Origin of the sequence: [Empedobacter] haloabium (assembly GCA_008011715.2) — a bacterium.
In the GTDB taxonomy this organism is placed as follows: Bacteria; Pseudomonadota; Gammaproteobacteria; order Burkholderiales; family Burkholderiaceae_D; genus Rugamonas; species Rugamonas haloabia.
On the sequence record CP136508.1, the window covers coordinates 5,424,351 to 5,449,561 of the forward strand.

Genomic DNA, 25,211 nt, shown 5'->3' on the forward strand with positions numbered 1-25,211 from the left:
GATGCGTCGGTTTCACGACCGCCGCTGATCCTTTGCCGCAGACAGCGCAAGCTGCCTGCGGTTTTTTTATTGCAAAAGAATTGGGGACAGACCCCATTTTTGCGGCAACATTTCCCGGAAAATGGGGTCTGTCCCTATTTTATGTGCGTGCGCGCACTGCCCGCTCGGGGCTGCCGTTCCAGACTGCGCCTATCGTTGTTTTGCGGAGCGCAGCATGCCGGAAGGTCCCTCTCTCGTCATCCTGAAGGAACTGGCCAAGCCGTATGAGGGCCGTACCATTGCCCAGGCGCATGGCAACAGCAGCGCCGTTCCGTTCGACGAGCTGCCCGGCCAGCCGATCCTTTCCGTGCGCACCTGGGGCAAGCATTTCCTGATCGAGCTGCCGCTCTACAGCCTGCGCGTGCACTTCCTGATGTTCGGCAGTTACCGCATCGACGAGCGCAAGGAAGACAGCCCGCCGCGGCTGTCGCTGGCCTTCGAGGAAGGCGGCGAGCTCAATTTCTATACCTGCTCCGTCAAGACGATCGAGGGCGACCTCGACGAGGCCTACGAATGGCAGGCCGACGTCATGGCGGATGAATGGAAACCCGCGCTGGCGCTGAAAAAGCTGCGCGCCATGCCCGATACCCTCGCCTGTGACGCGTTGCTGGACCAGACCGTGTTTTCCGGTGTCGGCAATATTATTAAAAATGAAGTGCTGTTCCGGCTGAAAATCCACCCGCTATCGACGATCGGCGCCCTGCCTGCGACGAAACTGCGCGAGCTGGTCAAGCAGGCCCGCCAATACAGTTTTGAATTTCTCGAATGGAAAAAGGCCTACGTGTTGAAACAACACTGGCTGGCACATACGAAGCGCATTTGCCCTCGCTGCAATATTGCACTGCATAAGGCACATCTCGGCAAGACCAAACGCCGGACCTTCTGGTGCGAACGCTGCCAGAAAAGATACGGCGAGGTGTTGTAAAGCCGTAGCGAAACTTTTATTACCCGTTGTTAATACCACCAGGCGCAGCTACAATCAAATCGCCGCGCCTCATGACCGCGTGGCGCCATGCCCCAGTCCCTCGCGTCCACTAGCGGAAATTCGCCTTATGTCATTCCTGTCCTCAGCCTCGCCCAAGCTGCCTCCCTGGAAAGTATTATTGGTCGATGACGAACCCGATATCCACGACATCACGAAGCTGACGCTGACCCGCTTCCGGCTCGACGGCCGCGGCCTGACCTTCCTGCACGCCTACAGCGGCGCCGAAGCCAAGGAAGTGCTGGCGCGCGAAAAGGACATCGCCCTGGTCTTCCTGGACGTGGTGATGGAGCGCGAAGACAGCGGCCTGGAAGTGGCGCGCTGGATGCGCGAGGACCTGGACAACCAGTTCACCCGCATCGTGCTGCGCACCGGCCAGCCCGGCCAGGCGCCGGAGGAACGGGTGATCGTCAACTACGACATCAACGACTACAAGGAAAAGACGGAGCTGGACCGCACCAAGCTGTTCACGACGACCTTTGCCGCGCTGCGCGCCTACCGCGACATCATGAAGGTCGAGGAAGCGCGCCAGCAGCAAATGCACTACCGCGAAGGGTTGGAGCGCGTGATCGCGGCCTCCGCGCACATCTTCCAGCAACGCAATCTGAAGGACTTCGCCAACGGCCTGCTGCAGCAGGTCGTGGCGCTGCTGCGCCTGGAGACGAGCATGCTGCTGCGCCTGCGCGCCGCCACCGCCATCACGGGCGAAAGCGACTACGAGGTGCTGGCCCGCATCGGCGAGGACGAGGAATCGCTGCTGACGCCGGCCCTGCTGGCCCAGCTGGACGACGCCAAGAGCAACCGCATCTCGCGCATCGAGGGCGACACCTATGTCGGCTACTTCCCCAACGATAACAGCGGCAAGGCCTCGCTGCTGGTGTTGAAGGGCGTCGAAGAAATCTCCGAGGTCGATGCCAAGCTGCTGGAAATCTTCTGCGGCGGCGTCGCCATCGCGTTCGACAACATCCTGCTGAACCAGGAGATCACGGACACCCAGGCCGAGCTGATCCTGCGCCTGGGCGACGTCGTCGAATCGCGTTCCAACGAAGCGGGCAACCACGTGCGCCGCATGGCCGAGGTCTGCCACATCCTGGCCAAGGCGGCCGGCCTGCCGGACGACGAGACGGCGGTGCTGAAGCACGCCGCGCCGATGCACGACATCGGCAAGATCGCCACGCCCGATTCCGTGCTGCTCAAACCCGGCAAGCTCGATGCGGCCGAATGGGAAATCATGAAGCAGCACCCGACGGTCGGCATGTCGATCCTGGACGGCTCGCAACGCCCGATCCTGAAGGCGGCCGCCGTCATCGCCCACCAGCACCACGAGAAATACGACGGCAGCGGTTATCCGCAGGGCCTGAAAGGCCAGGACATCCACCTGTACGCGCGCATCGTCGCCGTGGCCGACGTGTTCGACGCCCTGATGCACAAGCGCTGCTACAAGGACGCGTGGCCGGTCGAGAAAGTGACGGAGCACCTGCGCGAAGTGGCGGGCCACCACCTCGACCCGCAATTCGTCGAGCTCCTGATCCAGAACATCGACCAGGCGCTGGCGATCAACGAGCGCTTCCCGGACTAAGCTTCCCATTCCAACAACAGCCGGGCTCGTGTCCAACCGCGGGGTCAGTCACCTCAGTGGGACACGAGCCCGGCTGTTTTTACGATACACGCTCCAGCCCGTGTCAGCTTTGGTGCCTGACCCCGATGTGCGACACGGGCTCGGCTGGTGTGACTGCCGGCTCAGGCGGCGGCCTTGGCCTTGCGCTGGTCGCGCGGGAAGCGCAGCTGGTAGTGCAGGCCCATGCCTGGCGCGCTGTGCACCTTGATGGTGCCGCCCAGCGGGCCGGTGACGAGGTTGTACAGGATATGCGCGCCCAGGCCGCTGCCGCCGCTGCCGCGCTTGGTGGTGAAGAACGGGTCGAACAGCTGGGCCAGGGTGGCCTGGTCCATGCCGATGCCGTCGTCGCTGTAGTCGAACTGGACATGGTCGCCATCGAGCTTGCCCGTGATGCGGATCGTGCCGCCATGGTCGTCGTCGAAACCGTGCACCAGCGAGTTGACCACCATGTTCGTGACGATCTGCGACACGGCGCCCGGGAAGCTGTCCAGCTGGATGTCGGCCGGGCAGTTTACCTCCACCTTGACCGGCTTGCCCTTCAGCTTGGGCTGCAGCGACAACAACACCTCGTCCAGGTACTTGGCCAGGTTGAAGTTGCGGATATTGTCGGACGACTGGTCCACCGCGACCTGTTTGAAGCTGCGTACCAGCGCGGCCGCGCGCTGCGTGTTGGTCGTCATGATGCGCAGCGACTGGTCCACCGTGTCGAAGAAGCCGTTCAGGCCCTCCTCGTCCAGCTGGCCGGCCGCCAGGTCTTCCTTGACCAGCTTCAGTTCCTGCACCAGGTGGCTGGTCGCCGTGACGCAGATCCCCAGCGGCGTGTTAATCTCGTGCGCGACGCCGGCGACGAGGCGCCCCAGCGAGGCCAGCTTCTCCTGCCGCACCAGCTCGGACTGCGCCGCCTGCAACTGCTGCAGCGCGGAGTTCAGCGCCGCGTTCTGTTCTTCCAGCGACGCCTTGGCGCGGCGGATCGCCCGGTCCGACTGCATGCGTGCCAGCGCCACCGCGACGTGGCTGGCCATGAAGGCCAGGATGTCGAGGTCATACTGGGTATAGATCACCGAGTCGTCGTAGCTCTGCACGATGATCACGCCATAGGCCTGCTCGCCCAGCAGCATGGGGGCACCCATCCAGCTGGCGATGTCGCGGCTGCCCAGCGGCGCGTCGATCTCGCCCGCCTCGACCAGCTCCGTGTAGCGCACGGCATCGAGCAACTCCGGCCGCTTGTGCCTCAACACGTACGAGCTGGCGCCCTGGCCGAAGCGGAAACGCTTCACGGGTGCCTCGGCATGCTTCTCGTCGACGAAGTAGGGGATGCTGATCTCGTTGGTTTCCGGGTGGTACAGCGCGATCAGGAAGTTGCGTACCGGGATCAGGCTGCTGATGATCTCGTGCAGCCGGGCCGGCAGTGCGCCCGAATCCGAGGCCGATGCCGACAGGCTGGCGATCTCGTACAGCGCCCGCTGCAGGTCCTCGGCGCGGCGCCGCTCGGCCACCTCGTGCTCCAGGCGCAAGGTGCGCTCGCGCACGGCGCGCTCCAGCCGGTCCATGCTTTGCAGGCCCTGCAAGGCGGACGACACGTGGTTGGCGATCAGGGCGAACAGCGCCTGGTCTTCCTCGCTGAAGGTGTGCCGCGCATCGTAGGTCTGGATGACGATGGCGCCCAGCGCCTGCTGGTTGTGGTCCAGCAGCGGGCAGCCCATCCAGTGTTCGGACACGGTGCCCTGCCCGATCAGTTCACCATGGCTCTGGCGCGAGATGTGCTCGGCGGCCGTCATCACGAGACGCTGCCGGTTCATGATCACCCAGGCCGTCGGCGACTGCTCCGGGGATGCCAGTCGCACCACCTCGTCCGGATCGGGCGCGGCGTCCACCTCGTCCACGTAGTAGACGAAGCGCACCGCATGGGGATCGCCGTCACGCTCGTTCAGCGCCACGTAGAAGTTGGCCGCGTACATGATACGGCCCAGCGCCCCGTGCACGGCACGCAGGAACTGGACGATATCGGTGCAGCTGGTGGACAGCTGGCCGATTTCCAGCAGCATGGATTGGACGGCTTCGAGACGGCGCAGGCGGACTTCCATCATATTCCCTGAAATTAATGCATCCGGGCAATATAACAGGGCCGCCAGGCGGAAGCCAGCCACGGCTTCCTAAAAGCAACACTCAGCGGGGTTTGCGGAATCCGTCTTCGATCCAGTCGCTGGCGCTGGTGGGGCTCAGCTTGAAATCCGGCCGCACCCGCACCGATGCCAGTTCGTCACCGTACTGATCGACGGCGGACAGGATGGCGTAGGCGTCGTCCTCGTCCGGCACGATGTCCAGCTTGACGGTGACGGGGCCGTCGTCGGTCGTGACCCGCACGTTCTTGTGCAGCCTGGCGTGCAGTTGCTGCTCGTGGCGGCGCAGCACCTCGTTGGCCGTCTTGACCAGCGTATGGAAGGCCGAGATGTCGAGCGGCTTCGGGTTCTTCTTGTCGCGCCCCATCGTCCAGGGACCGACCAGCGCCGGTTCCGGTTCGCCGTCCTTGATCATGGCGACGGCCCAGCCGTCGTCGTCCTCGTTCTTGATGACGCGGGCCGTCCAGCCCTGCCCCTGCCAGACGCGATCCTCCTGGATCAGGGCGTCTTCCTGTTCGTGCGGTTCGTTTGAATCTTGCATGCTGCGATGTCCTGGGAAAGGCCAGCATCATAGCAGTTGGCGGCATATTTTTCGCGCGCCGGCGCGTTGATGCCGCTCAGGCGCGTGCACGGCACTTCACGCCGCCGAATGCGCCGTCCGTCGCAATCCGTTCGCCCGGCCCGAGCCTGCCACGTACAGTACCACCATCGCACAACGCCCTTCGGAGCCCATCATGAAAAAGCTGCTTGCCGTGACCCTGATCGTCCTGCTGTCGATCGCCGCGCTGAACGCCATCGACGCGCACGACTGGTACTTCCACATCGACGACGATGAAGTGGGTGGCCCGTTCGGCGCACTGCTGGGCATGTTCTTCGCGGGCGGCGGCATCCTGCTGGCCACTTTGATCGTGGCGGCCGTCGGCATATTCCTGTGCTTCCTGTTCGCCGGCCTGGGCGTGCTGGTGGTGGTGGCGCTGGCGCTGGCCAGCCTGCTCGTGGCGGCGCTGCTCGCGCCGCTGCTGCTGCCGGTGCTGATCCCGCTGGGCATCCTGTGGTACATCGTCCGCCGCAACCGCGCCAAGCGCGTCGAGGCGCTGAAGGCGGCCGCCGTATAACCCTGCCGTCAGGCGCGGCGCGCGGCATACTCCCGGTAGCCGCGTGCCCGCAGCGCACAGGCCGGGCACTCGCCGCAGCCATAGCCCCAGTCGTGCAGCGCGCCGCGCTCGCCCTTGTAGCAGGTGTGGGTGTCGGCGCGGATCAGGTCCACCAGCGCCTGGCCGCCCAGGCGCTCGGCCAGCTCCCAGGTCTCCGCCTTGTCGAGCCACATCAGCGGTGTCTCGAGCTTGACCCGCGTATCCATGCCCAGGTTCAGCGCGACCTGCAGCGCCTTCATCGTGTCGTCGCGGCAGTCCGGATAACCGGAAAAATCCGTCTCGCACATGCCACCCACCAGCACGTTCAGGCCGCGGCGATAGGCCAGGGTGGCGGCGACCATCATGAACATCAGGTTGCGCCCCGGGACGAAGGTGTTCGGCAGGCCGTTGGCCTGCATCGTGATCTCGATATCCTCCGTCATCGCCGTGTGCGACAGCTGCTTGATCAGGCCCAGGTCGATCATGTGGTCCTCGCCCAGCCTGGCCGCCCAGTCGGGCCGCTGCGCGCGCAGCTTGCCCAGCAGCTCGGGGCGCATGGTCAGCTCGATCGCATGGCGCTGGCCATAGTCGAAGCCGATCGTTTCCACCCGCGCGTAGCGGTCCAGGGCCCAGGCCAGGCATGTCGTCGAATCCTGCCCGCCGCTGAACAGAACAAGGGCCGCATCGCTTTTCATATTGCTATCTTCCTATCAAACAGAACGCCTTCCGGGCGGGTGTTATCGGAACGCCATCGCGGCGGTTTATCCAGTACCATCCACATATATTCACTCAACCGTTGCCGCAGAGTGCAACCCACCGGAAGAAAACACGAATTTTGGCATATGTCGCGACAAAAGTAATGCAGCGGGTAGCGCTCGCCTGCGCCGCACTGGCCCTGCCGCTGGCCGTGCTGGCCGCCGACGGCTTGCAGTACAACGTGCGCATCAACGCCCCCGGCGATCTGGACGACCTGCTGGAGGAAAACCTCGACCTGCTGCGCTATCGCGGCAATCCACGCACCGACCGCGAGCAGTTGCGCCGCTTGGTGCGCACCACGCCGGCCCAGGCCAAAACGCTGCTGGCCACGGAAGGCTACTACAGCCCGGAAGTGACGGTACGGCTGGACGACAGCGACGGCACGCCCAACGTGACCGTCGACGTCACGCCGGGCGAACCGGTGCTGGTCGGCGCCGTCGAGATCGTGCTGAACGGCTTCGAATCGACGGGCGAAAATCCATTCGACAAGGCAGCGCTGCGCGCCAGCTGGCCGCTGCCCGAGGGGGAAGTGTTCCGCCAGGAGGACTGGGAACGGGCCAAGCGCGCCATCCTGCGCGCCGTCGTGCAGACCCGTTATCCACGCGCCCAGCTGACCGAAAGCGTGGCCACCGTCGATCCGGAAACGCGCCGCGCACTGCTGCGCGTGGCCCTGGACAGCGGGCCGGAAATGCGTTTCGGCGAACTGAAGATCGAAGGGCTGAAGCGCTATCCCGAATCGATCGTGCGCAACCTGAACGTGATCCAGCCCGGCGACGTGTATGACGAAGCGGCGCTGCAGGCCTTCCAGGCCAAGCTGCAGGACACCGGCTATTTCTCCGGCGTCGAAGTCAGCGCCGACCTGAACGCGCTGATCAGCCAGCAGCGCGACGCGGCGGCGGACAAGCAGGCCGGCACGCCGCAACCGGCCACGATTCCGCCGCTGCCGCTGCTGGTGCGCGTGGTGGAGAACAAGCGCAAGAACGCCAGTGTCGGTGTCGGTATCTCGACCAACACCGGCGCGCGCACGTCGGTCGCGTACGACGATCTCGCCATCTGGGGCCTGCGCATGAAAAGCGCGCTGACGCTGGAGCAGAAAAAGCAGAACGCGCATGCGGACTTCTTCTTCCCCACCACGGCCGACGGCTACAACGACAGCTTCGGCGCCGCCCTGAACCGCGAAGACATCGAGGGTGAAACGATCCGCAGCGCCTCCGTGTACGGCAAGCGCGCCTGGGGCACGCCGCAACTGGAGCGCAGCATCTCGGCCGAGTACCTGAACGAATCGCGCAGCGTGGCCGGCGCCGAGCCCACGCATGCCGCCAGCCTGCCGTTCACCTATGCCGTCACGTGGCGCAAGCTGGACAACCTGATCTTCCCTACCAAGGGCTATGTGCTGAACGCCACCGCGGGCGGCGCCGTGCTGCCGATCCTGACGGACGAGAAATTCATCCGTGTCACGGCGCGCGGCATCACCTACCGCCCGCTCAACGCGAAAAACCTGTTCATCTTCCGCGGTGAACTCGGCGCGCTGAAATCCGGCAACAAGCACGGCGTGCCGGCCACCTACCTGTTCCGCGCCGGTGGCGACAATTCCGTGCGCGGCTACGGCTACCAGGAGCTGGGCGTGCGCGAAGGCGATGCCACCGTCGGCGGGCGCTACCTGCTGACGGCCAGCGCCGAGTACCAGTACTGGTTCAAGCCCAACTGGGGCGCCGCCGCGTTCTACGACACCGGCAACGCGGCCGACTCGCTGTCCGGCATCCACCCCAAAGCGGGCTACGGTATCGGCGCGCGCTACAAGAGCCCCGTGGGGCCGATCAACGTGGACCTGGCCTACGGCCATGCCGTGCGCAAGGGCCGTCTGCACTTCTCTCTGGGATTCACCTTCTGATGGCCGGCACCGACAATCAAGACACCACGCCCGAGACCGCGCCAGCCGCACCGAAGCCGCGCCGCTGGCTGCGCCGCACGCTGATCGGGGCCGGCGTCACCGTCGTCGTGCTGGGCGGCGCCGTCTGGCTGCTGGGCCGCGAAACGACGCTGCAGCAGATCGCCCAGCGCGTGGCAAAGGCTTCCGGCGGCTCGGTCACGCTGACGGGCGTCACGGGCTCGCTGTACGACCACATGCACATCGGCCGCCTGGTCTACAAGGGCAAGGGCAGCACGATCACGGCGGACAATATCGACGTCGACTGGTCACCCCTGCAGTTCTTCTCCAGCGGGATCGAGATCAGCAAGCTGCGCGTGGCCAATGTGCTGGTGCAGAGCACCGGCCCCTCTGAACCGCTGGTGATGCCGACGACGCTGGCGCCGCCGTTCCGCATCACGGTGGCGGACGCGGGATTGACGAAACTGGTCATGCTGGACGAAAAAGGCGGCCGCAACGAAGTGAGCGCCATCCACGCCGCCCTGTTCGGCGACAAGAGCCGCTGGCAGCTGAAGAACGCCACGGCCCTGACGCCGATCGGCAAGCTGGCGGCCGATGCCACCATCGGCGCGCAAAAGCCGTTCGCGCTGGAAGGCAAGGCCAGCCTGAGCGAAGTACATTACGCGCCCGGCCAAGCGCCGGCCCAGCTGGCGGCGGCCGTCACCGGCAACCTCGGCCTGATGACGGTGGCCGTCAAGGGCACCTCGGCCAATGCCAATGGCGACGGTGTCGTCACGATCGCGCCGTTCGACAAGATCCCGCTGCGCACGGCGGACGTGCGCGCCTATGGCGTCGACCCTTCCCGCTTCCAGTCGGCCTGGCCGAAGGCCACGCTGAACATGGAGCTGAAGGCGCAGATCGGCAATGGCCAGAACGTCTCCGGCAACCTGGCGCTGACCAATACGGCGGAGCCGGGCCCGATCGACCAGGGCCGCCTGCCGCTGCGCGCCGTCACGGCGCGCCTGGGCGGCACCTTGACGGTGGCCACCCTGGACACGCTGCTGATCGACCTGGGCGCAGCGGGCAAATTCACCGGCGGCGGCAACGTCCGCCGCACGGGGCCGGAAGGCGGCATCGAGACGGCCGAGTTCAAGCTGCACACCGACCGCATCGACCTGCACGCGCTGCACGGCAGCGCCAAGCCGACGGCCATCGCCGGCGACATCACGGCCCGCAGCACGGGCGAGAAGCAGGCCTTCAACGTCAACCTGGCGGAAAGGAACCTGCGCCTGATGGCCCAGGCCACGCTGGACGGCGCCATCGTCGACATCACGCAGGCGCGCCTGCAGGCGCAACGCGGCAGCGTGAACCTGACGGGCCGGGTCAGCCTGAAGGACGACAAGCCGTTCAAGCTGGCCGCCACCGTCGATCACTTCGACCCGTCCGCGCTGGGCGCCTTGCCGCAAGCGGACCTGAATGCGGCGCTGAACGCGGCCGGCAAGCTGGTGCCCTCGTGGAACCTGGGTGCCGACTTCACGATCCGCCCCAGCCGCCTGTTCGGCCAGCCGCTGGCCGGCAGCGGCAAGTTGCGCGCCGACGCGCAGCACCTGACGGACATCGCCGCCACGGTGGTACTGGGCCAGAACACGGCGCAACTGGCCGGTGACTTCGGCCTGCCGTCCGAAAAGCTGAACTGGAAGGTCGATGCGCAGCAGCCCTCCGCCGTGCGTGCCGACCTGGCCGGCGCGGTGAACGCGAGCGGCGTCGCCACCGGCGGCTATGCCGCGCCGCGCACGTCGTTCGATGCGCAGGCGCGCGGGCTGGCGATGACGGGCGCCAAGGTGCGTGCCCCGGAAAGCCTGATCCGCGCCTCTGGCCAGTTCGCCCTGGCGGGCAAGAACAAGCAGCCCGAAGTCACCATGACGGGCAGCGCCAGCAAGGTCAACCCGGCCGCCTTTGCCGCCGAGGCGCCGACCGGCAGCATCAATGCGGAGTTCAGCGGCAGCGCGCGGCTGGCGGCCGACTGGCGCGCCAACGTCGATGCCAAGCTGCTGCCCGCTTCCACCCTGCAAGGCGCGCCACTGGCCGGCTATGCCAAGATCAACGGCAACCACGTCCACGTCGACAACGCCGACGTGGACCTGCGCCTTGGCCCGAACAGCCTGCAAGCCAAGGGCGCGTTCGGCGCGCCGCGCGACCGGCTCGACTGGAAGCTGGACGCGCCGCAGCTGTCCAGCCTCGGGCCCGGTTTCGGCGGCGTGCTGCGCGGCTCCGGCACGGCCGGCGGCACGATGGACAAGCCGCAGCTGTCGTTCGGCCTGGAGGGCAACACGCTGCGCTTCCTGACGCAGCACCAGATCCGCGCCCTGAAAGCCACCGGCACCCTGGGCAACGTGGAAGCGCTGGTGGCCGATATCAACGTGACCGGTTACTCGTCGCCCTCGCTCACCCTGGACCGCGCCCGCTTCCAGAGCAGCGGCACGCGCGCCGACCATAGCTTCGTGCTGACGGCGGCCAATCCCGATTTCGACGCGGCCATGCGCATCCACGGCGGCTTCGCCGTCGACACGTGGACGGGCGCCATCGAGACCTTGCAGAATCGGGGCCGCTTCGCGCTGAACCTGCAGGCCCCGGCGCCGCTGCGCATCGCGGCACCGAAGGGACGCGGCGTGATGGGCCTGGCGGCGCCGGAACAGATCGCGCTGACCAATGCCGTCATCCGCCTGCCCGATGGCAGCGTCCGCGTGGAGAATCTGGAAAAGAACGGCACCCGCTGGAAGAGCCGGGGCGTCGCCGCCGGCGTGCCGGCATCCTACCTGGCGCAGCTGTCGAGTGCCTGGCGCAACAACGTCAAGTCGGACCTGACCCTGGGCGCCAACTGGGCCGTCGAACTGGCGGCGCCTGTCGCCACCGGCGCCGCCCCGGCGCTGGACGGCTCGGTGCAGGTATTCCGCGAAAAAGGCGACATCACCGTCACGGGCGGCGACAAACCGTTCGCGCTCGGCCTGACGCAGCTGCAAGCGGGCGTCAACGTGGCGGGCAACACGCTGCGCATGCAGATGGCGCTCGAAGGCACCCGCGCCGGCCAGGTCAAGCTGGCCGCGGCGGCGCAGCTGCGCAACGGCCGCATCCCGAGCGACAGCCCGCTGAATGCAAGCGGCAGCATCAACATTCCGTCGATTGCCTGGCTGGCGCCGCTGGCCGGCATGGAAGGCCTGGAGCTGGACGGTGCGCTCAAGGGCGCCCTGGCCGGCAACGGCACCGTTGGCGCGCCGTCCCTGAACGGTGACGTGACGGGCACGAACCTGGTCGTCAACTGGGCCGAACAGGGTGTGCGCCTGCGCAACGGCCAGTTGCAGGCGGCCATCGCGGGCGACCGCCTGGCCGTGCAGCGCCTGCATTTCGAGGGCCGCACGGGCCGCGCCGACGCCGAGGGCTGGGCGCGCCTGGCCAATGGCGAGGCCACGATGCAGCTGAAACTCACTGCCGACAAGCTGGAAGCGCTGTCGCGCCCCGACCGCACCCTGGTGCTGACGGGCGAGAGCTCGCTGGTGCGCGACGCCAGGCGCTTCCAGCTGAGCGGCAAGTTTCGCGCCGACCGTGGCGACATCGAGCTGCCATCCGAGAACACGCCGACGATCAGCGACGACGTCGTCATCCTCGGCCGCAGCAAGCCGACGATCAGGGAGGCGGCCGAATCGATGCCGCTGAACGTCGACCTGGAAGCGGACCTGGGCGACGACTTCCGCCTGCGCGGCAAGGGGCTGGACGCCTACCTGGCCGGCGCCGTGCACGTGCGCATGGCCGACCGCCGGCCGCCGCGCGTGAATGGCAGCATCCGCGTGGTCAGCGGCACCTACGCGGCGTATGGCCAGAAGCTGGCGATCGAGCGCGGCGTCATCAACTTCACGGGCGCTTACGACAACCCTGGCCTGAACATCCTGGCCGTGCGCAAGCGCCCGGAAGGCACGGAAACATCGGAGACCAACGTCGAAGCCGGGGTCGAGGTGCGCGGCACGGCACTGGCGCCGCAGGCGCGGCTGGTATCCACGCCGAGCGTGCCGGACAGCGAGAAGCTGTCCTGGCTCGTGCTGGGCCACGGCACGCAGGACATGGCCGGCAACGAGATGGGCCTGCTCAGCACCGCCGCCGGCGCGCTGTTCGGCGGCAAGGGCGGCGGCAGCCTGGCCAACAAGGTGGGCCTGGACGAGCTGGGCGTGGCCCAGGGCAAAGGCAACGGCAACGCCAAGGGACTGGAAAACACGGTGGTCACGGTGGGCAAGAAGCTGTCCTCACGCGCCTACCTGAGCTTCGAGCAGGGCGCGGGCACGGCCACCTCGCTGGTCAAGCTGCGCTACAAGCTCAACCCGCGCATCACGCTGCAGTTGCAGACCGGGACCAACAATGCGCTGGATGTGCTGTACACCTGGGCGTTTGATTAAGACTACGCGGCTCGAGAGGCAATGGGGTCTGTCCCCGCAGGGGACTGACCCCGAAGTCAGTCTGCAATTCGCTGACTTGGCCGACAAACTTCAGGGTCAGTCCCCGATGGGGACAGACCCTTGCGTCAGCGGCTCACAGCGGCAATCACTGCAAGCCCACTTCAGGCTTGTGATCCGGCACCGGATCGTCCTGTTCCAGCGGGCTGTTGGGATGATGCGGGTGGGCCGGCTGGGGGTCGGGCATCGGCTCGTCCACGGGCACCGGCAGGTCCGGCGCCCGGTGCGCCTCGATCCAGCGGCCGGTCGTCATTGGGTCCATGGTTCCTCCTGTCGTCGAAGATAACAAGTTATCACGTCCCCCGATCGGGCGCCGCAGCGTTACAATTTCACCCCTTATCCGTTTACACATCCGTCACCGTGCAACTGACCACCTTCGCGCTGCTGCTGCTGATTCCGCTGCTGATCTGGCGTATCTATTCCCGCGTCAAGCGCCTCTTCGTGCGCCAGGAATCGCTGCTGTGGAAGCACGTCCTGGGCGCCACCTTGTTCCCGCTGCTGTTGCTGACATCGGCCATCTCGCTGCTGCCGGACGTGTTCGCATTGTCGTGCCTCGCCGCCGGCGCGCTGGGCGGCGCATGGCTGGGCGTGTTCGCGCTGAAGAAGACGCGCCTGGAGAACCTGGGCCGGCGCTTCTTCTTCAAGCCGTACGACCGCTTCGGCATCGTGCTGTGCCTGCTGTTTGCCGCGCGCGTACTGCAGATCGGCGTCGAGATCTATATCGCGCGCCAGTCCGAGGTGCCGCAGCCGATCTCCCAGGAGATGGTGCTGCACGACCCGCTGTCCGTCGTGCCGTTCGGCCTGCTCATGGCCTACCTGGCCGCCTTCTCGATCGGCATGTTGCGCTGGCGCCGCGCGCAACCCGCGCTGCCGGAGGTCGAATGATGTCGCTGCTGCCGCACGAACCGCGCATCGTCGACACGGCCCACCAGCAGGTGCTGACGGAACGCTGCCTGCTGCCCGAACTGCCGGCGCTGCGCACCCTGTTCCTGCACCTGCGCGGCACCATCGATGCGACGCTGGCGCCGCGCCAGCCCGTCAAGCTGGGCAAGCCCTACCCGCTCGGCTGCTGTGCCGAGATTTCGCTGGCGCTGCAGCAGGCGCTGCGCGACCTCGATCCCACCCAGTTGCCACCGGCGGCAGTTGCCGGCCACGCCGCGCTGGCGCGCTTCCAGGCGGCAGGCGGCACGTCGCGCCGCGTCTGGGGTTACCAGCGCGGCCGTGGCATGCGTCATGCGCTGCTGATCGGCACGCTGCTGATCGACGCGGCGCAGGACAGCAGCGACGCCAGCCTGGCCCCGGTCGCGCTGACACCGTTCGCCCAGGCCGGCCTCACGCCGCTGCGCGACCATCGTCATTTCGCGCTGCTGGCCGCGGCCGAATGGCAGGCGCACGTGTATCCGAACCACGTGCTGCCGGCACTGGCGCCGTATGCGCCGCTGATCGTGCTGGTCCCTGGCGGCAGTGTGCGGCTGGAGGCCGATGTGCACTACATGCTGGCGCTGGCACGACGCGGCGGCTTTGCCTCCAGCGCGGCGGTGCTGGCGATGCCGGCCATGACGCCGGCGCTGTTCGGCGCGATAGCGAATGTGCTGGCGCAGGCCGGTTTCGAGGTGGCCGCCGATGCGCCGCAGGGCCGGGCGGCGGCGCTGGACCTGTGCCGGCAGTATCGCGATGCCGGCACCCGGGACGCCGATGCCCGGCACGAGGCGACGTTGACGACGCTGGCGCGGGCCAATCGCGCGCTGCAGGTGCTGCAGGTCGCGGCCCGTCCGGCCGGCTGAGCGGCGCTTACAACAGCGCGCCCAGCGCCTCGGCCAGGTCCGGGTAACGGAACGCGAAACCTTCGTCTTGCAGCCGGCGCGGCACGACGCGCTGGCCCTCCAGCAGCAGGTCGGCCTGCTCGCCCAGCAGCAGGCGCACGGGCCAGCCGGGCGTCGGCAGCAAGGCGGGTCGGTGCAAGAGCCGCGCCGCCGTCTGTACGAACGCCTGCTGCGTCGTGCATTGCGGTGCCGTGACGTTCCATGCACCCTGCACGGGTAACTCGGTACTGCGCCGGGCAAGCCACGCCAGCGCGGCCACCAGGTCGTCGATATGCACCCACGACAGGCTTTGCCGGCCGCTGCCCATCCGCCCGCCCACGCCCAGGCGCACCGGCAGCAGCATCGGCGGCAGGGCGCCGCCATGCCCCAGCACGAGGCCGAAGCGGGTACAGGCCACCTGCACGCCATATTGCGCGGCGCGCCCGGCCGCCGCTTCCCACTCCTGGCACAGCTGCGACATGAAGACGGGCTGCGGCGGACTCGCTTCCGTCAGCACGGCGGGGTCATCCTGGCGCTGCACGCCGTAGTAGCCGATCGCGGAGGCCGACAGCAACAGGCGCGGCTTGCTGGCGGCGCCGGCGATCCACTGCACCACTTGCCCGGTCAGCCCGACCCGGCTGGCGCGCAGCACGGCCTTGCGCGCCGGCGTCCAGCGCGGCCCCAGGATGCGCGCACCCGCCAGGTTGACGATGACGTCCACGCGCTCGCCGAGCGGCAGCGCCGCCATGCTGCCGATGCAGCGCACGGCGTCGCCCAGCAGGCGTCGGGCCCGGGCCGTGTGGCGCGTCAGGGCGATGACGTGCTGGCCGTCGGCCAGCAGGGCCGCCACCAGCCGGCGGCCGACGAAGCCGGTGGCGCCGGTAACCAGTACGGTCTGACCCGACGCGCCGAACGACAGGGCGGTGTCCATGGCCTTACCCTTTCAGCCAGGGACTGCCGGGACGGCAGACATTGTCATCGCATTGCGGCGCTGGCGCCGGTGACGACAAGCCGAGCAGGCGCGAAATGCGGTAGCGATGCCGCGCGAACTGCACGTACGCCCACTCCAGCGGCGGGCGCAGCATGCGCACGCGCAGCGGCAGCACCATCCAGCCCAGCCCGACCAGCGCGTAGGCCGCCTGCATGCTGTCCAGGCCGCGCAGCACGCGGCCGTCGCGTGTGACGGAGTGCAGTTGCGCCTGCAAGGCCGCCATGTCGGCGCCCGGCGGGAATTCGCTGAAGCCAGGCGCCGCGATATCGATGAAGGCCAGCGCGCCGCGCCGGTCGCGCCCGCGCAGTGCGTTGACCTCGGCACGGCAGAAGGCGCAGGCGCCGTCGAAATAGATCGTCAATGCGGGTGTGTCCATTTGAGGGTCCTCGTGGTTACAGCAGTTTCGCCACCTTGCCACCCATCGACAGCAGGCGTTTCAAGGTGGCCGGCGGCAGGTGCTTGTAGTCGTCGTAGCTGTCGGTCAGCATCTCGAGGAAATCCAGCACCTGCGCCATGCGCTGGCGCGTCGCATCCTCCATGCCATGATCCTGTTCCGCCTCGATGGCGCACTGGCGCAGCACGGTCAAGGTGGGATCGATCTCCCGCCGCTTGCGCTCCTCGACGATGGTGCGGAAGATCTCCCACACATCCTGCAGCGCGACGAAGTGGTCGCGCCGGTCGCCCAGCACGTGCGTCACTTTCACCAGCCCCCAGCTCTGCAGCTCCTTCAGGCTGTTGCTGACGTTCGAGCGCGCCACGCCAAGGGTATCGACGATGTGCTCCGCATGCAGGGGCGCGTTGGCGAGAAAGAGCAGCGCATGGATCTGCGCCACCGTGCGGTTGACGCCCCAGCGGGTGCCCATCTCGCCCCAGTGCAGGATGTATTTCTGTTCGGTCGGGCTCAACGGCATGATTTCCTTTATTTCTGTTTATACAGAAATTATAGACCTTGCGAGACGGGAGTCAAGCTTCCAAGTAACCGGGACCCGCGCCGCGCTGCGCGTCACCGAAGCGCAATTGCATGCGGCGGTGCAGAGCGATGGGCTGACGGTGGCGGCATATCATCTGCCCAGAAAAATGCCTGCTCAACACCCGTTTGCCCCGCGTCATAGCTGGTTCACTATCCGCTATCAGCAAGCCGAGCCACTAACAATACTGGTTCAGTACGGACGGTAACCGCCCCCCTGGCGGCTGCCGGTGCTCGTATGCAGCCGACGCCCACTGGGATGTGCACCGGCTGGCCAACCACTTGCACGAGGAGTCAGCGATGAAAACAATGCTACGGGGAGCAGTATGCACGGCAGTACTGCTGGTGTGCGCGGCGAGCGCGCGCGCCGATATCACGGTCACGGGGAAATATATCCAATTCGGCGTGAATGACGGCGGCTCGCTGATCGACTTCAACACGTTCACGGGCCTGCGCTTCGATCCCACCGGAGGGGGGCACTGGGATCAGAGCATCGACTTCCTGACGCCAGGGACTCCGTTCGCCTTCTATTCGATTGGCGTCGGCGGCAGCTTCGCCGTCGCCGGCGGTGGCAGCCCGAACAACCCCTTTACCAGCGTGACAGGGGGCTATACGAACGGCATGGAAAGCTTCACGATCACTTCAGGCGGCCACTACAACGGACTCGACATCTCCCAGGTCATCACGTTCAGGACGGACTCCAGGGTCATCCACAGCGATGTCCTGCTGACGAACTCCAGCGGCGGCGACCTGAACAACGTCGTCTATGCCGTAGGCCTCGATCCGGACCAGGATTACAACCGCTACGGTACTTATGACACCTATAACTTCGTGCACAATCAGGGATACAACGCTTCTGTTTTGGCGATTGGACCGGTGTCTGGGTATTCAGTAACATTGACCAATACGAGCGGGCGGGAGAGCGCGGTGGCTAGTGTGCGAAGAGACTGGAGCATCAATCCGTACACGCTGAGTAATGCGGTCGACGATGGCCATGGCGACAACACGATCAACCTGGACTACTGGCTGGGATATATGCCGGCAGGACGGCAGGCTTCGCTGAGTTATGACTACACGCTCGCGCCAGTGCCCGAGCCAGCCACGCATTGGATGCTGACGGGAGGCTTGGGCTTACTGGGGTGGACGGTGTGGCGGCGGCGAGCCGGTGCCAGCCGGCAGGAATGAGCGGAGGACTGCATCGGCGCTCCAGTCGGAGCGTCGATGCCGGTCGCCGGCCCTCCGCCGCCAAGGGGCGCGAGCTGGATCAGGCGGCAGCCTGCTCCGGCTTCCTCCGCTGCAGCACGAAGATCGGCTGCGCCCATTGCGTATCCTTCTTTTTCTTGCTCGTGATGAGCGTCAGTTCGGAAGGGTCGTAGACGTCCGTGTTGTGCGTCAGCGGCGTCGTCATCAGGTATTGGGCGTCGGTGTTCTTCAGGAACTCGCCGACCAGCTGGATGTTGCGGATGTCCAGGTGGGCGAACGGTTCGTCGATGAACACGAAGCCGCCGGAACCGTCTTCCGACTTCAACAGGCCGATCAAGAGCACCAGTGACTTCATGACCTGCTGGCCGCCGGACGCCTCGCCGTCGTTCATGCCGATCACGCCCTTGCCGTCGAACTTGAAGCGCACGTGCAGGCCGGCCTGGGCCAGCAGCAGGTCGTCGTTCTCCAGCTTGACGGGGTCGGCGCTGACTTCGATATTGGCCAGCTCGCCCAACTCCTTGATGTTCTTGGTGTATTGCTTGATCGTGTAGCGCAACCGCTCGATGTAGGCACCACGGGCGTTGGCGGTCGCCTCGATCGCGCGGTTGTTCTGGTAGCGGCGCTCTTCCGTTTCGACCTTGCGCGAGGACAGCTGCTCGTTCAGGCGCTGGTACTGGTCGATGACGGTCGCATCGAGCTCCCAGTCGTCGCGCGCCAGGCTGGCCTGCAGGCTGGCGATGCGCAAATCCACCTGGTGCGCGTTCTGGTGCTGCGCCACCAGGGCCTGGCGGCGCGCCGGCCGGCGCCAGGCACCCGGCAGGTGGCGCCACTGGCGCCGCAATGCCAGCAAGGCGCGGGCGTGGTCGCTGCGCTGCTCCAGCTGGCGCTTGTAGTTCAGGCGCATGCCCGCTTCCGCTTCCGACAGCGCCATGCGTGCCGACTGCCATGCCGAATCGGCGCGCGTGCGCGCCACCGTGGCATTCTTCATCAGGCCCTGCAGCTCGCCCAGGCGCGTGCCCACTTCCAGCCGCTCGGAACGCAGTGGCACGGCCGCGCGCGCGGCTTCGTCGAATTCGTCGGCGCGGGCCGACAGCTCCTTGACCGCATCCACGCCCGCCACGCGCGCCTTCAGCGCGCTGGTTTCGGAAGCGAGTTTACTGATCTGCAGCGTGAACTTGTCTTCTTCCGCTTCCAGCGCCGGCAGGTTGCGCGCGATGGCTTCCTGGCGCTGCGTGCGGCCGGCCGAACCGAAGCGGTAGCGCGACACCTCGACGAACAGCGAGCGGCCACCGCGGCGTTCCTTGTGGTAGGCGTCCGGCGTGATCCATTCCTCGATATTGCCCAGGCGTGCGCCTTCTTCCACCGAGTCCACGCGCGTGATGCGCGACAGCTGGTCGATCAGCCATTCCGGCGCGCGCGCCGTGAAGCGCACCACCGACAGCAGGCTCTGGTTCTTCGGCTCGTGCGCCTTGACGCATTCGGGCACGATGAAGTGGCGATAGCGTTCCTTTTCCGCCAACCGGTACGCGGCCGACGCGTCGGAGGCGTTCTCCAGCAGCACCACGGAGGCGTAACCGCCCAGCACACCCTCGACGGCGCCCTGCCATTTCGGGTCCGTCACCTCGACGATATCGGACAGCATCGCGTGCGCGATATTGGCATCGCGCAGCGCGCGGCGCATGGCGCGCACATTGTCCGGCTCCGGCATCGCGGTCTTGCCCTGCAGCGCGGCGATCGTCGCCTTGTCGGCCGCGATGCGCGACGACACCGCGTCGCGCGATGCGCGCAGCTTGGCCAGTTCCGCTTCCTTCTCTTCCAGCTGCGCGGCCACATCGGCCACGTCGGCGCCGGCTTCGGCGGCCAGCTTCTGCAGGCGCGACTTCTGTTCGATCAGGCTGTCCAGCGGTTTTAGTTTCGCGTTCAACAGCGACAGGCGGCTTTGCAGCGCGGTCGATTCCTGCTCCAGCACCGTCTCCTGCTGCTGCGCATCCTGCAACAGCTTGGCCTGGCGCTCGACGTCCTTGCGCTTGTCCAGGATGATCTGGTCGACCTGGGCCAGCGGCTTCTTCGCCTCGCGCAGCTGGCGGCCGATGTTGTTGGCCTTCTCGCGCGCCTCGTGGTACTCCAGCGAAGGCAGCACTTCCTCCTGCAGGTTGCGCCGCTCCTTGTGCAGCGTTTCCCACTGGTGGTAGTTGGCCACGCGCAGGCGCAGCGCTTCCAGGTTGGCGCGCGAGCCGTCCAGCTCCGCCTCGAAGCGTTTCAGTTCCTCTTCCGTGTCGCGCTGGTGGCGCTTGGCCTCGTCGTAGGCGTCCAGCACTTCCTTGTCGCCGAACACCTGGAACACCAGGTCCAGCAGTTGGCGCGGCGCGTATTCGCACAGCTTGTCCGTCTCGCCCTGCTCCAGCGCCAGCACCTTCGCCATTGCCGGCGACAGGCCGGCTTGCGCCAGGCGCTTGCGATAGTTTTCCACGCCGAGCCAGTCGTTCGCTTCCGTCACTTCCTCGATCTCGACGTTTCCCGGGCGCATCAGGTACTGGCGCTTCCAGTCGCCGCCGTTCTTCTGGATCTGGCAGAACAACGTGACCTCGTCCTCGGCGAAATAGCCGCTGGCGCGGAATGGCCGGTTCGACAGCTGGCGGCCGGACGGCTTGTTGTCGACCACGGCGCGCAACCAGGCGCTCTGCTGGCCCGAATGGCGCGCATAGTGTTTATAGGTGCGGCCCATCGAGCAATCGAGGCCGAACAGCGTGCGCAGCGCGTCCAGCAAGGTGGTCTTGCCGGAGCCGTTCTGGCCCGCGATCGTGATGATCTTCGCGTCGAGCGGGATGTTCTTGATGCGCTGCCAGTAATCCCAGTGGACCAGTTCGAGCGATTTGATGTGGAACATGGGTCAGCCTTCGTTCGGTGTTTCGGGGGTTGCGGCACTGTCGTCGCCTTCGGCGGCGGCGCGGGCGGCGGCGGCATCCAGCACGGCCGCTTCCACTTCGCGCGCCATCGTGGTGGCGTTGCGCGCGGCCTGGCCGGCCCGTTCGGCATCGGCGGCCGCTTCGGCCAGCGCGGCGCGCGGGATATGCACGATCTGCGCCGGCGCGCGCTTGAACACGTCGGCCAGCGCGCCGTTGATGATGCGTTCCTTCAGCAAGTCGGTGTCCATCAACAGGTCCAGCAGCGGGCCTTCGACGATGATGTCGCCGCGCCGCTCGATGAAGCCCAGCTTGGACAGGATGCCCAGGTTCATGTCCATGCGCGTCTTCTTGCCCAGCTTGTCGCCGAAGTCGGCCAGCAACGCCTTGTACGGGATGCCGATCGAGGTGTCTTCCGCGCGCGGCACCGGCTTGTCGGTGCCGAACATGTCGTTCTGGTCGTCTTCCGCGTGCTGGTGCGTCTCCTGGCGCTCACGCTTGGGCAGGATGATCAGCGCCCACAGCACGACCAGCAGGGCGACGCCGTCGCGCGCCAGGCCGAAGTTATTGTTCTGCCACGTGTCGCGCGCGCCGAAGATCTTCGGTTCGATCGTGCGGTGCAGCGCCAGCGTGACGTGGTCGGCATACACGTTGTCCAGCAGTTTCAGGCCGGTCGCCAGCAGGCGTGCGTCCACCTCGGCGCGGAACTGCTCGTCCGACAGCGCGCGCTTGACCAGCTTGTCGTCGCGGCGCAGGGTCTGATGCGTCAACAGGCGCGCGATCAGGATTTGGGAATCGTCATTCATCGGCCTTGCCGCTTTCCAGGTCTAGTGAGAGGGAGGCCAGCGTCATGGCCGCGACCTCGAGGTCGGGCAGCTGCACCATCGTGTCGGTCGGGGTGAAGGTGATCGGCAGGCGCGCCAGTTCGGCCGTGGCGCCCTGCAGGCTCGCCTCCGAGACGTCGCCCAGCAGCGGCAGCAGCGAGGCGCGATACGACGCCACCGCGAAGCTGGCCGGCAGCAGCGACTCGTGCGCCGGGATCTCCTTCGGCGATTCGGCCGCGATGCTGGGGAAGTTGTTCAACGTGGCGAAGTCGGACAGGCGCGCCAGCCAGTCGTCCAGTTCCTTGGCCATCGCCGGGGTGTCGTTGATCGTGGTCGGCGCATCGGTGCCGGACGGCAGGCCGCCCACGGCGGACGTCACGCGTTCCGTCAGCAGCTCGGTTTCGGCCACGTCGATCATCTCGGCCGGCGTGATGAACAGCGGCTTCACGGGCTGGTCGATGGCGTCGTCGGCCAGCGAGGCCAGGTCCTCGTGCGCCAGCAGCCAGCGCTTGATGTCGGTGGTGGACAGGCCGGACTGGCCCAGGTGCACGCGCTGGCGCTCGATCTGGTTCAGCGCGCGCGAGAACATGCCCTGCATGTTCAGGAGCGCGCTCTGGGCCCGGCCGATCGCCTGGGCGGCGCGGTGGGTGGCATGGTCGGCGTTCTCGTCGCTGGTGATCGCCCGCAGGATCTCGCTGCCCTTTTCCACCCAGTCGCACGCGGTGTGCCACTTGGCCTGCGATTCGCGCAGGCGGAATTCGGAACCGGACGCGATAGCGTCGCGGAACTCCTCGGTCAGGTCGACCAGCCGGCCCAGCAGGTGCTGCAATTGCTCCACCGTGACACCGCCGATCGCCTGCGCGCCGGCCACCTGCGACAGCAGGAAGCCCATCTCGGCGTTGTCCTCGTCCTGCGCGGGCGCCAGCAGGCTGTCGATGGCCGACAGCACATTGCGCGCCATCGGCGTGACGCGGTAGACGCCCTGCTGCGCGTCCCATGCCAGCAGCTGGTTCGAGCGCAGGCGCGTCAGCACGGTTTCCAGGCTTTCCGGCAGCAGGTAGGCCAGGCGCGTATTGATGTCGGCACGCGAGAAGGCGGACGTCGTGGTGTCGTTGGCCAGCTCGCGCAGCACCAGCAGGCGCACCAGCACGCTCTCGAAGCCGCCATGGAACAGCGCCGTGAACACCTGCAGCAGCGGCTGCGCGCGCTTCAGGTGGAACACTTGCTCGATTTCGTCGACCGAAACGTGGGGCTGGAAGTGCGCCTGCAGCGCGGCATTCTGCTCGTGCTGCTGCGAAAGGTCCAGGTGCTCCGTGGGGGTCACATCGGCAGCCGAGGCTGCGGTCGCTGCGTTGCTTGCTGCCTTGTTTGCGGTTGTACTCATTCTGCTCCGGGGGTATCTGGCCGGCCCGGTGCAAGTTTGACATCGCCTTGCGGTCCCGAGCGGGGGCGTCAGTATACCAGTTCCGGGATGCAAACCCGCACGGAATGGCAGGTAGTCACCGTGGGTTCCCGGCTTATTTTTTGATGACCTTGTCGAGAAGTTGCTCGAAGGAATCCCCATCCTCTTCGGTGAAGACAAGGCGCACGGGATACCACTCCAGCCCCGGCGCCAGCCACAGGTCGACCTGCTGGCCCTGTTTAGACTTCGGCGGCGCCTTGCTGAAGTGGACCGCCTTGACGCCGCCCTGGCCCGTCTGCACCGTCTCGCTGCCCACCACCTTGAACGTCCACGTCTCGGCGCTGCGGCGGCCGGCCACGTAGATCGACCATTCCGAGCCGGGCGTGAACTTGTCCGGCGTCGCGCGGGCGAATGCCGCCAGCTGCCACGGGGCGCTGCTGCGATCCTGCTCGCCACCCTTGAGCGGCACCGACTTGTCGTTGTCGGCAAAGTCGATGACTTTGGTATCGCGCTTGAACGTCGTGGTGCCGGCACCCTTGCGGATGCGCTTCTCGAAATAGCTCTCCGGCGCCAGGCCGTACGCGTCGATGCCGCCCTCGCTGCGGTATTCCAGCACCTTGCCGAAGATGCCGGAGCGGGCTTCCGTCAACAGCGTGTACTTGCCGCCGCCCTGCTGCCACGTGATCGTGCCGTTGCCGGCCAGCGGAATGCCGTGGCTGTTGGCCTTGACGGAATACACCAGCTCCGCCGAAGGCGGCAGGTTGAATGGCCGCTTCACGCTCGGATGGTCGTCGTCGGCCTGCGCCGTGGCCGCGGCCAGTGCCGCGATGAGTGTCAGTGCTGTCTTGCTACGCATTTCTGGTCCCTTGTTGCTGATCCCTATTCGTTTACCGCGGCCGCACAATCTTCGTGACCGTCTGCGTCGTCACGGCGCCATTGCCCTCGGTGTTCCGGATCTGCACCGGATACCAGTCCAGGCTGGGCGCCAGCCAGATGTCGAGCCGGGCGTTGTAGCTGCCCGGCTTGGGCGGTCGCGCCAGCCGCCACGTGACCAGGCGCCCCATCTTCGTCTCCAGCTCCTCCTCGCCCACCAGCTGGAAGCGGTAGATCGTAGCGCCGCGGTCCTCGCCCACCTGGATGTCGATGTCGCCGGCGAACTGGTTGACGTCGCCGCGACCGATCGCGGCCAGCTGGAACGGCACCGTGGCCTTGTCCTGCGCACCCGCCAGCATCGGCACGCTGGCGCTGCTGGCCGAGAACGTGATGCGCCGCTCGTCCGGGTGGAAGTGCGTGGCCGTCATCGAGCGGGTACGGCGCTTTTCCGTCATCGTCACCGGGGCGATGCCGGCGTCTTCGATCGTGCCCTCGCTGGTCAGCGCCAGCAGGTCGACGCGCGCGATCAGCATGCTGATGCCCACGTTCAGGCCAACCTTGTAGGTGCTGCCGTCCGTCTGCCAGCGCATGTCGGCGACGCCGGACCACTTGCGCCCGTCCGCATCCGTGCGTTTCACCTCCAGCTCGAACGCGGCAGGCGGCGGCACGTTGACGCGGAAGCGCCGCCCGGTCGCCGGTACTTCGGGGGGCGGCGCGGCCGCCGCTGGCGCGGCCTCGGGTGCGGGGGCTGGCGGCTCCGGTGCGGGCGCCACCGCCGGGGCCGGTGCGGGCGCCGGCTCGGCCGATTGTAGCGCGGCTGCGTCGCCGGGGTCGCCGCCTTGCCCGGCCGCGCCCGCGCCATCGTCCACCGGTGCCGCGCTGGCGGGGGCCGGTTCGGGCTTGGGCGCCGCGCGGCGCGGCGGGCGCGGCGCGGCCGGCGCCTCGCTGGGCGCCTGTCGCTGCACCGTCTCGGTGCGGACGGGCAGCGCCAGCCGCAGTTGCGCGCTGACGGTGGGCGGCGTGGCGGGTTCATGGTCCGCCATGCCGATGCGCGCCGCCAGCCAGTCGATCGTGATGTAATGCAGCATCAAGGTCAGCGCGCCAAGCAGCAGCGTGCGGCGGTGCCGGCTGAGGAAGGATTGCGACGTCATGGCGCTAGTGTAGCGCCTGCGCCCGTCCCTTGCCTTTCGCTAGGGGCAAGTTTTTGGACAGGCGGCTTGACAATCTGCTAC

The 25,211-nt window shown here is 66.9% G+C and carries 21 protein-coding genes; 9 read left to right on the plus strand and 12 right to left on the minus strand.

What is annotated here, in order from left to right; translation table 11 throughout:
* Positions 1 to 121 precede the first annotated feature (121 nt).
* On the plus strand, positions 122 to 964 hold the full coding sequence (locus tag E7V67_023520) for a DNA-formamidopyrimidine glycosylase family protein (protein ID WUR12630.1): 843 nt from the start codon (positions 122 to 124) through the stop codon (positions 962 to 964).
* 127 nt (positions 965 to 1,091) lie between these two features.
* Positions 1,092 to 2,600: a DUF3369 domain-containing protein gene (locus E7V67_023525; protein ID WUR12631.1), complete on the plus strand. Its 1,509-nt coding sequence runs from the start codon at positions 1,092 to 1,094 to the stop codon at positions 2,598 to 2,600.
* A 161-nt stretch (positions 2,601 to 2,761) separates the two neighbouring features.
* On the opposite strand, the gene E7V67_023530 is transcribed toward E7V67_023525, so the two are convergent.
* Entirely contained in the window at positions 2,762 to 4,726 is a 1,965-nt protein-coding gene (locus E7V67_023530) for a GAF domain-containing sensor histidine kinase (protein ID WUR12632.1), read from the minus strand.
* A gap of 79 nt (positions 4,727 to 4,805) precedes the next feature.
* Positions 4,806 to 5,300, minus strand: coding sequence for a hypothetical protein (locus E7V67_023535; protein WUR12633.1), 495 nt, complete (start codon positions 5,298 to 5,300; stop codon positions 4,806 to 4,808).
* Positions 5,301 to 5,493: 193 nt separating this feature from the next.
* Between E7V67_023535 and E7V67_023540 the strand changes: the two genes are divergently transcribed.
* Entirely contained in the window at positions 5,494 to 5,874 is a 381-nt protein-coding gene (locus E7V67_023540; GenBank protein WUR12634.1) for a hypothetical protein, read from the plus strand.
* 8 nt (positions 5,875 to 5,882) lie between these two features.
* On the opposite strand, the gene queC is transcribed toward E7V67_023540, so the two are convergent.
* Positions 5,883 to 6,587, minus strand: coding sequence for a 7-cyano-7-deazaguanine synthase QueC (gene queC, locus E7V67_023545; GenBank protein WUR12635.1), 705 nt, complete (start codon positions 6,585 to 6,587; stop codon positions 5,883 to 5,885).
* A gap of 164 nt (positions 6,588 to 6,751) precedes the next feature.
* Here queC and E7V67_023550 point away from each other — a divergent pair, with 164 nt between their 5' ends.
* Together E7V67_023550 and E7V67_023555 are read left to right on the plus strand one after the other, a co-directional pair.
* The gene (locus tag E7V67_023550) at positions 6,752 to 8,539 is read left to right on the plus strand and encodes an autotransporter assembly complex family protein (protein ID WUR12636.1); all 1,788 of its coding nucleotides are present in this window, start codon (positions 6,752 to 6,754) and stop codon (positions 8,537 to 8,539) included.
* A complete protein-coding gene (locus E7V67_023555; GenBank protein ID WUR12637.1) occupies positions 8,539 to 12,957 on the plus strand; it encodes a translocation/assembly module TamB domain-containing protein in 4,419 nt (1,472 codons plus the stop codon). Before E7V67_023550 ends, E7V67_023555 begins: the two co-directional genes overlap by 1 nt.
* A 145-nt stretch (positions 12,958 to 13,102) precedes the next feature.
* On the opposite strand, the gene E7V67_023560 is transcribed toward E7V67_023555, so the two are convergent.
* Complete coding sequence (locus E7V67_023560; protein ID WUR12638.1) at positions 13,103 to 13,276, minus strand: hypothetical protein; 174 nt, start codon at positions 13,274 to 13,276, stop codon at positions 13,103 to 13,105.
* 98 nt (positions 13,277 to 13,374) lie between these two features.
* Between E7V67_023560 and E7V67_023565 the strand changes: the two genes are divergently transcribed.
* A complete protein-coding gene (locus E7V67_023565) occupies positions 13,375 to 13,899 on the plus strand; it encodes a hypothetical protein (protein ID WUR12639.1) in 525 nt (174 codons plus the stop codon).
* Positions 13,896 to 14,798, plus strand: a complete 903-nt coding sequence (locus E7V67_023570) for a hypothetical protein (GenBank protein ID WUR12640.1) — start codon at positions 13,896 to 13,898, stop codon at positions 14,796 to 14,798. The genes E7V67_023565 and E7V67_023570 overlap by 4 nt, the downstream gene beginning before the upstream one ends.
* A gap of 7 nt (positions 14,799 to 14,805) precedes the next feature.
* Here E7V67_023570 and E7V67_023575 read toward each other — a convergent pair whose 3' ends face one another.
* Genes E7V67_023575 through E7V67_023585 form a run of 3 tightly spaced genes read right to left on the minus strand, consistent with a single transcriptional unit; the run spans position 14,806 to position 16,718 of the window.
* Positions 14,806 to 15,747: a TIGR01777 family oxidoreductase gene (locus E7V67_023575; protein WUR12641.1), complete on the minus strand. Its 942-nt coding sequence runs from the start codon at positions 15,745 to 15,747 to the stop codon at positions 14,806 to 14,808.
* Positions 15,748 to 15,751: 4 nt separating this feature from the next.
* Positions 15,752 to 16,183 (minus strand): DUF393 domain-containing protein, encoded by a 432-nt coding sequence (locus E7V67_023580; GenBank protein WUR12642.1) that lies wholly within the window; start codon positions 16,181 to 16,183, stop codon positions 15,752 to 15,754.
* A 16-nt stretch (positions 16,184 to 16,199) separates the two neighbouring features.
* Positions 16,200 to 16,718 carry a GbsR/MarR family transcriptional regulator gene (locus E7V67_023585; GenBank protein WUR12643.1) on the minus strand — a complete coding sequence of 173 codons (519 nt, stop codon included), beginning with the start codon at positions 16,716 to 16,718 and terminating at the stop codon, positions 16,200 to 16,202.
* Here E7V67_023585 and E7V67_023590 point away from each other — a divergent pair.
* Together E7V67_023590 and E7V67_023595 are read left to right on the plus strand one after the other, a co-directional pair.
* Positions 16,717 to 16,983 (plus strand): hypothetical protein, encoded by a 267-nt coding sequence (locus tag E7V67_023590; GenBank protein WUR12644.1) that lies wholly within the window; start codon positions 16,717 to 16,719, stop codon positions 16,981 to 16,983. The two genes, E7V67_023585 and E7V67_023590, sit on opposite strands and share 2 nt — an antisense overlap.
* 91 nt (positions 16,984 to 17,074) lie before the next feature.
* Positions 17,075 to 17,959, plus strand: coding sequence for a PEP-CTERM sorting domain-containing protein (locus tag E7V67_023595; protein WUR12645.1), 885 nt, complete (start codon positions 17,075 to 17,077; stop codon positions 17,957 to 17,959).
* Between the two features lie 79 nt (positions 17,960 to 18,038).
* Here E7V67_023595 and E7V67_023600 read toward each other — a convergent pair whose 3' ends face one another.
* The 5 genes from E7V67_023600 to E7V67_023620 form a co-directional block, all read right to left on the minus strand.
* Positions 18,039 to 20,864, minus strand: a complete 2,826-nt coding sequence (locus E7V67_023600; GenBank protein WUR12646.1) for an ATP-binding protein — start codon at positions 20,862 to 20,864, stop codon at positions 18,039 to 18,041.
* A 3-nt stretch (positions 20,865 to 20,867) separates the two neighbouring features.
* Positions 20,868 to 21,686 (minus strand): hypothetical protein, encoded by an 819-nt coding sequence (locus E7V67_023605; GenBank protein ID WUR12647.1) that lies wholly within the window; start codon positions 21,684 to 21,686, stop codon positions 20,868 to 20,870.
* On the minus strand, positions 21,679 to 23,088 hold the full coding sequence (locus tag E7V67_023610) for a hypothetical protein (GenBank protein ID WUR12648.1): 1,410 nt from the start codon (positions 23,086 to 23,088) through the stop codon (positions 21,679 to 21,681). Before E7V67_023610 ends, E7V67_023605 begins: the two co-directional genes overlap by 8 nt.
* Before the next feature lie 133 nt (positions 23,089 to 23,221).
* The gene (locus tag E7V67_023615) at positions 23,222 to 23,962 is read right to left on the minus strand and encodes a DUF3108 domain-containing protein (protein WUR12649.1); all 741 of its coding nucleotides are present in this window, start codon (positions 23,960 to 23,962) and stop codon (positions 23,222 to 23,224) included.
* A gap of 31 nt (positions 23,963 to 23,993) precedes the next feature.
* Positions 23,994 to 25,130 carry a DUF3108 domain-containing protein gene (locus E7V67_023620; protein WUR12650.1) on the minus strand — a complete coding sequence of 379 codons (1,137 nt, stop codon included), beginning with the start codon at positions 25,128 to 25,130 and terminating at the stop codon, positions 23,994 to 23,996.
* Between the last annotated feature and the right edge of the window lie 81 nt (positions 25,131 to 25,211).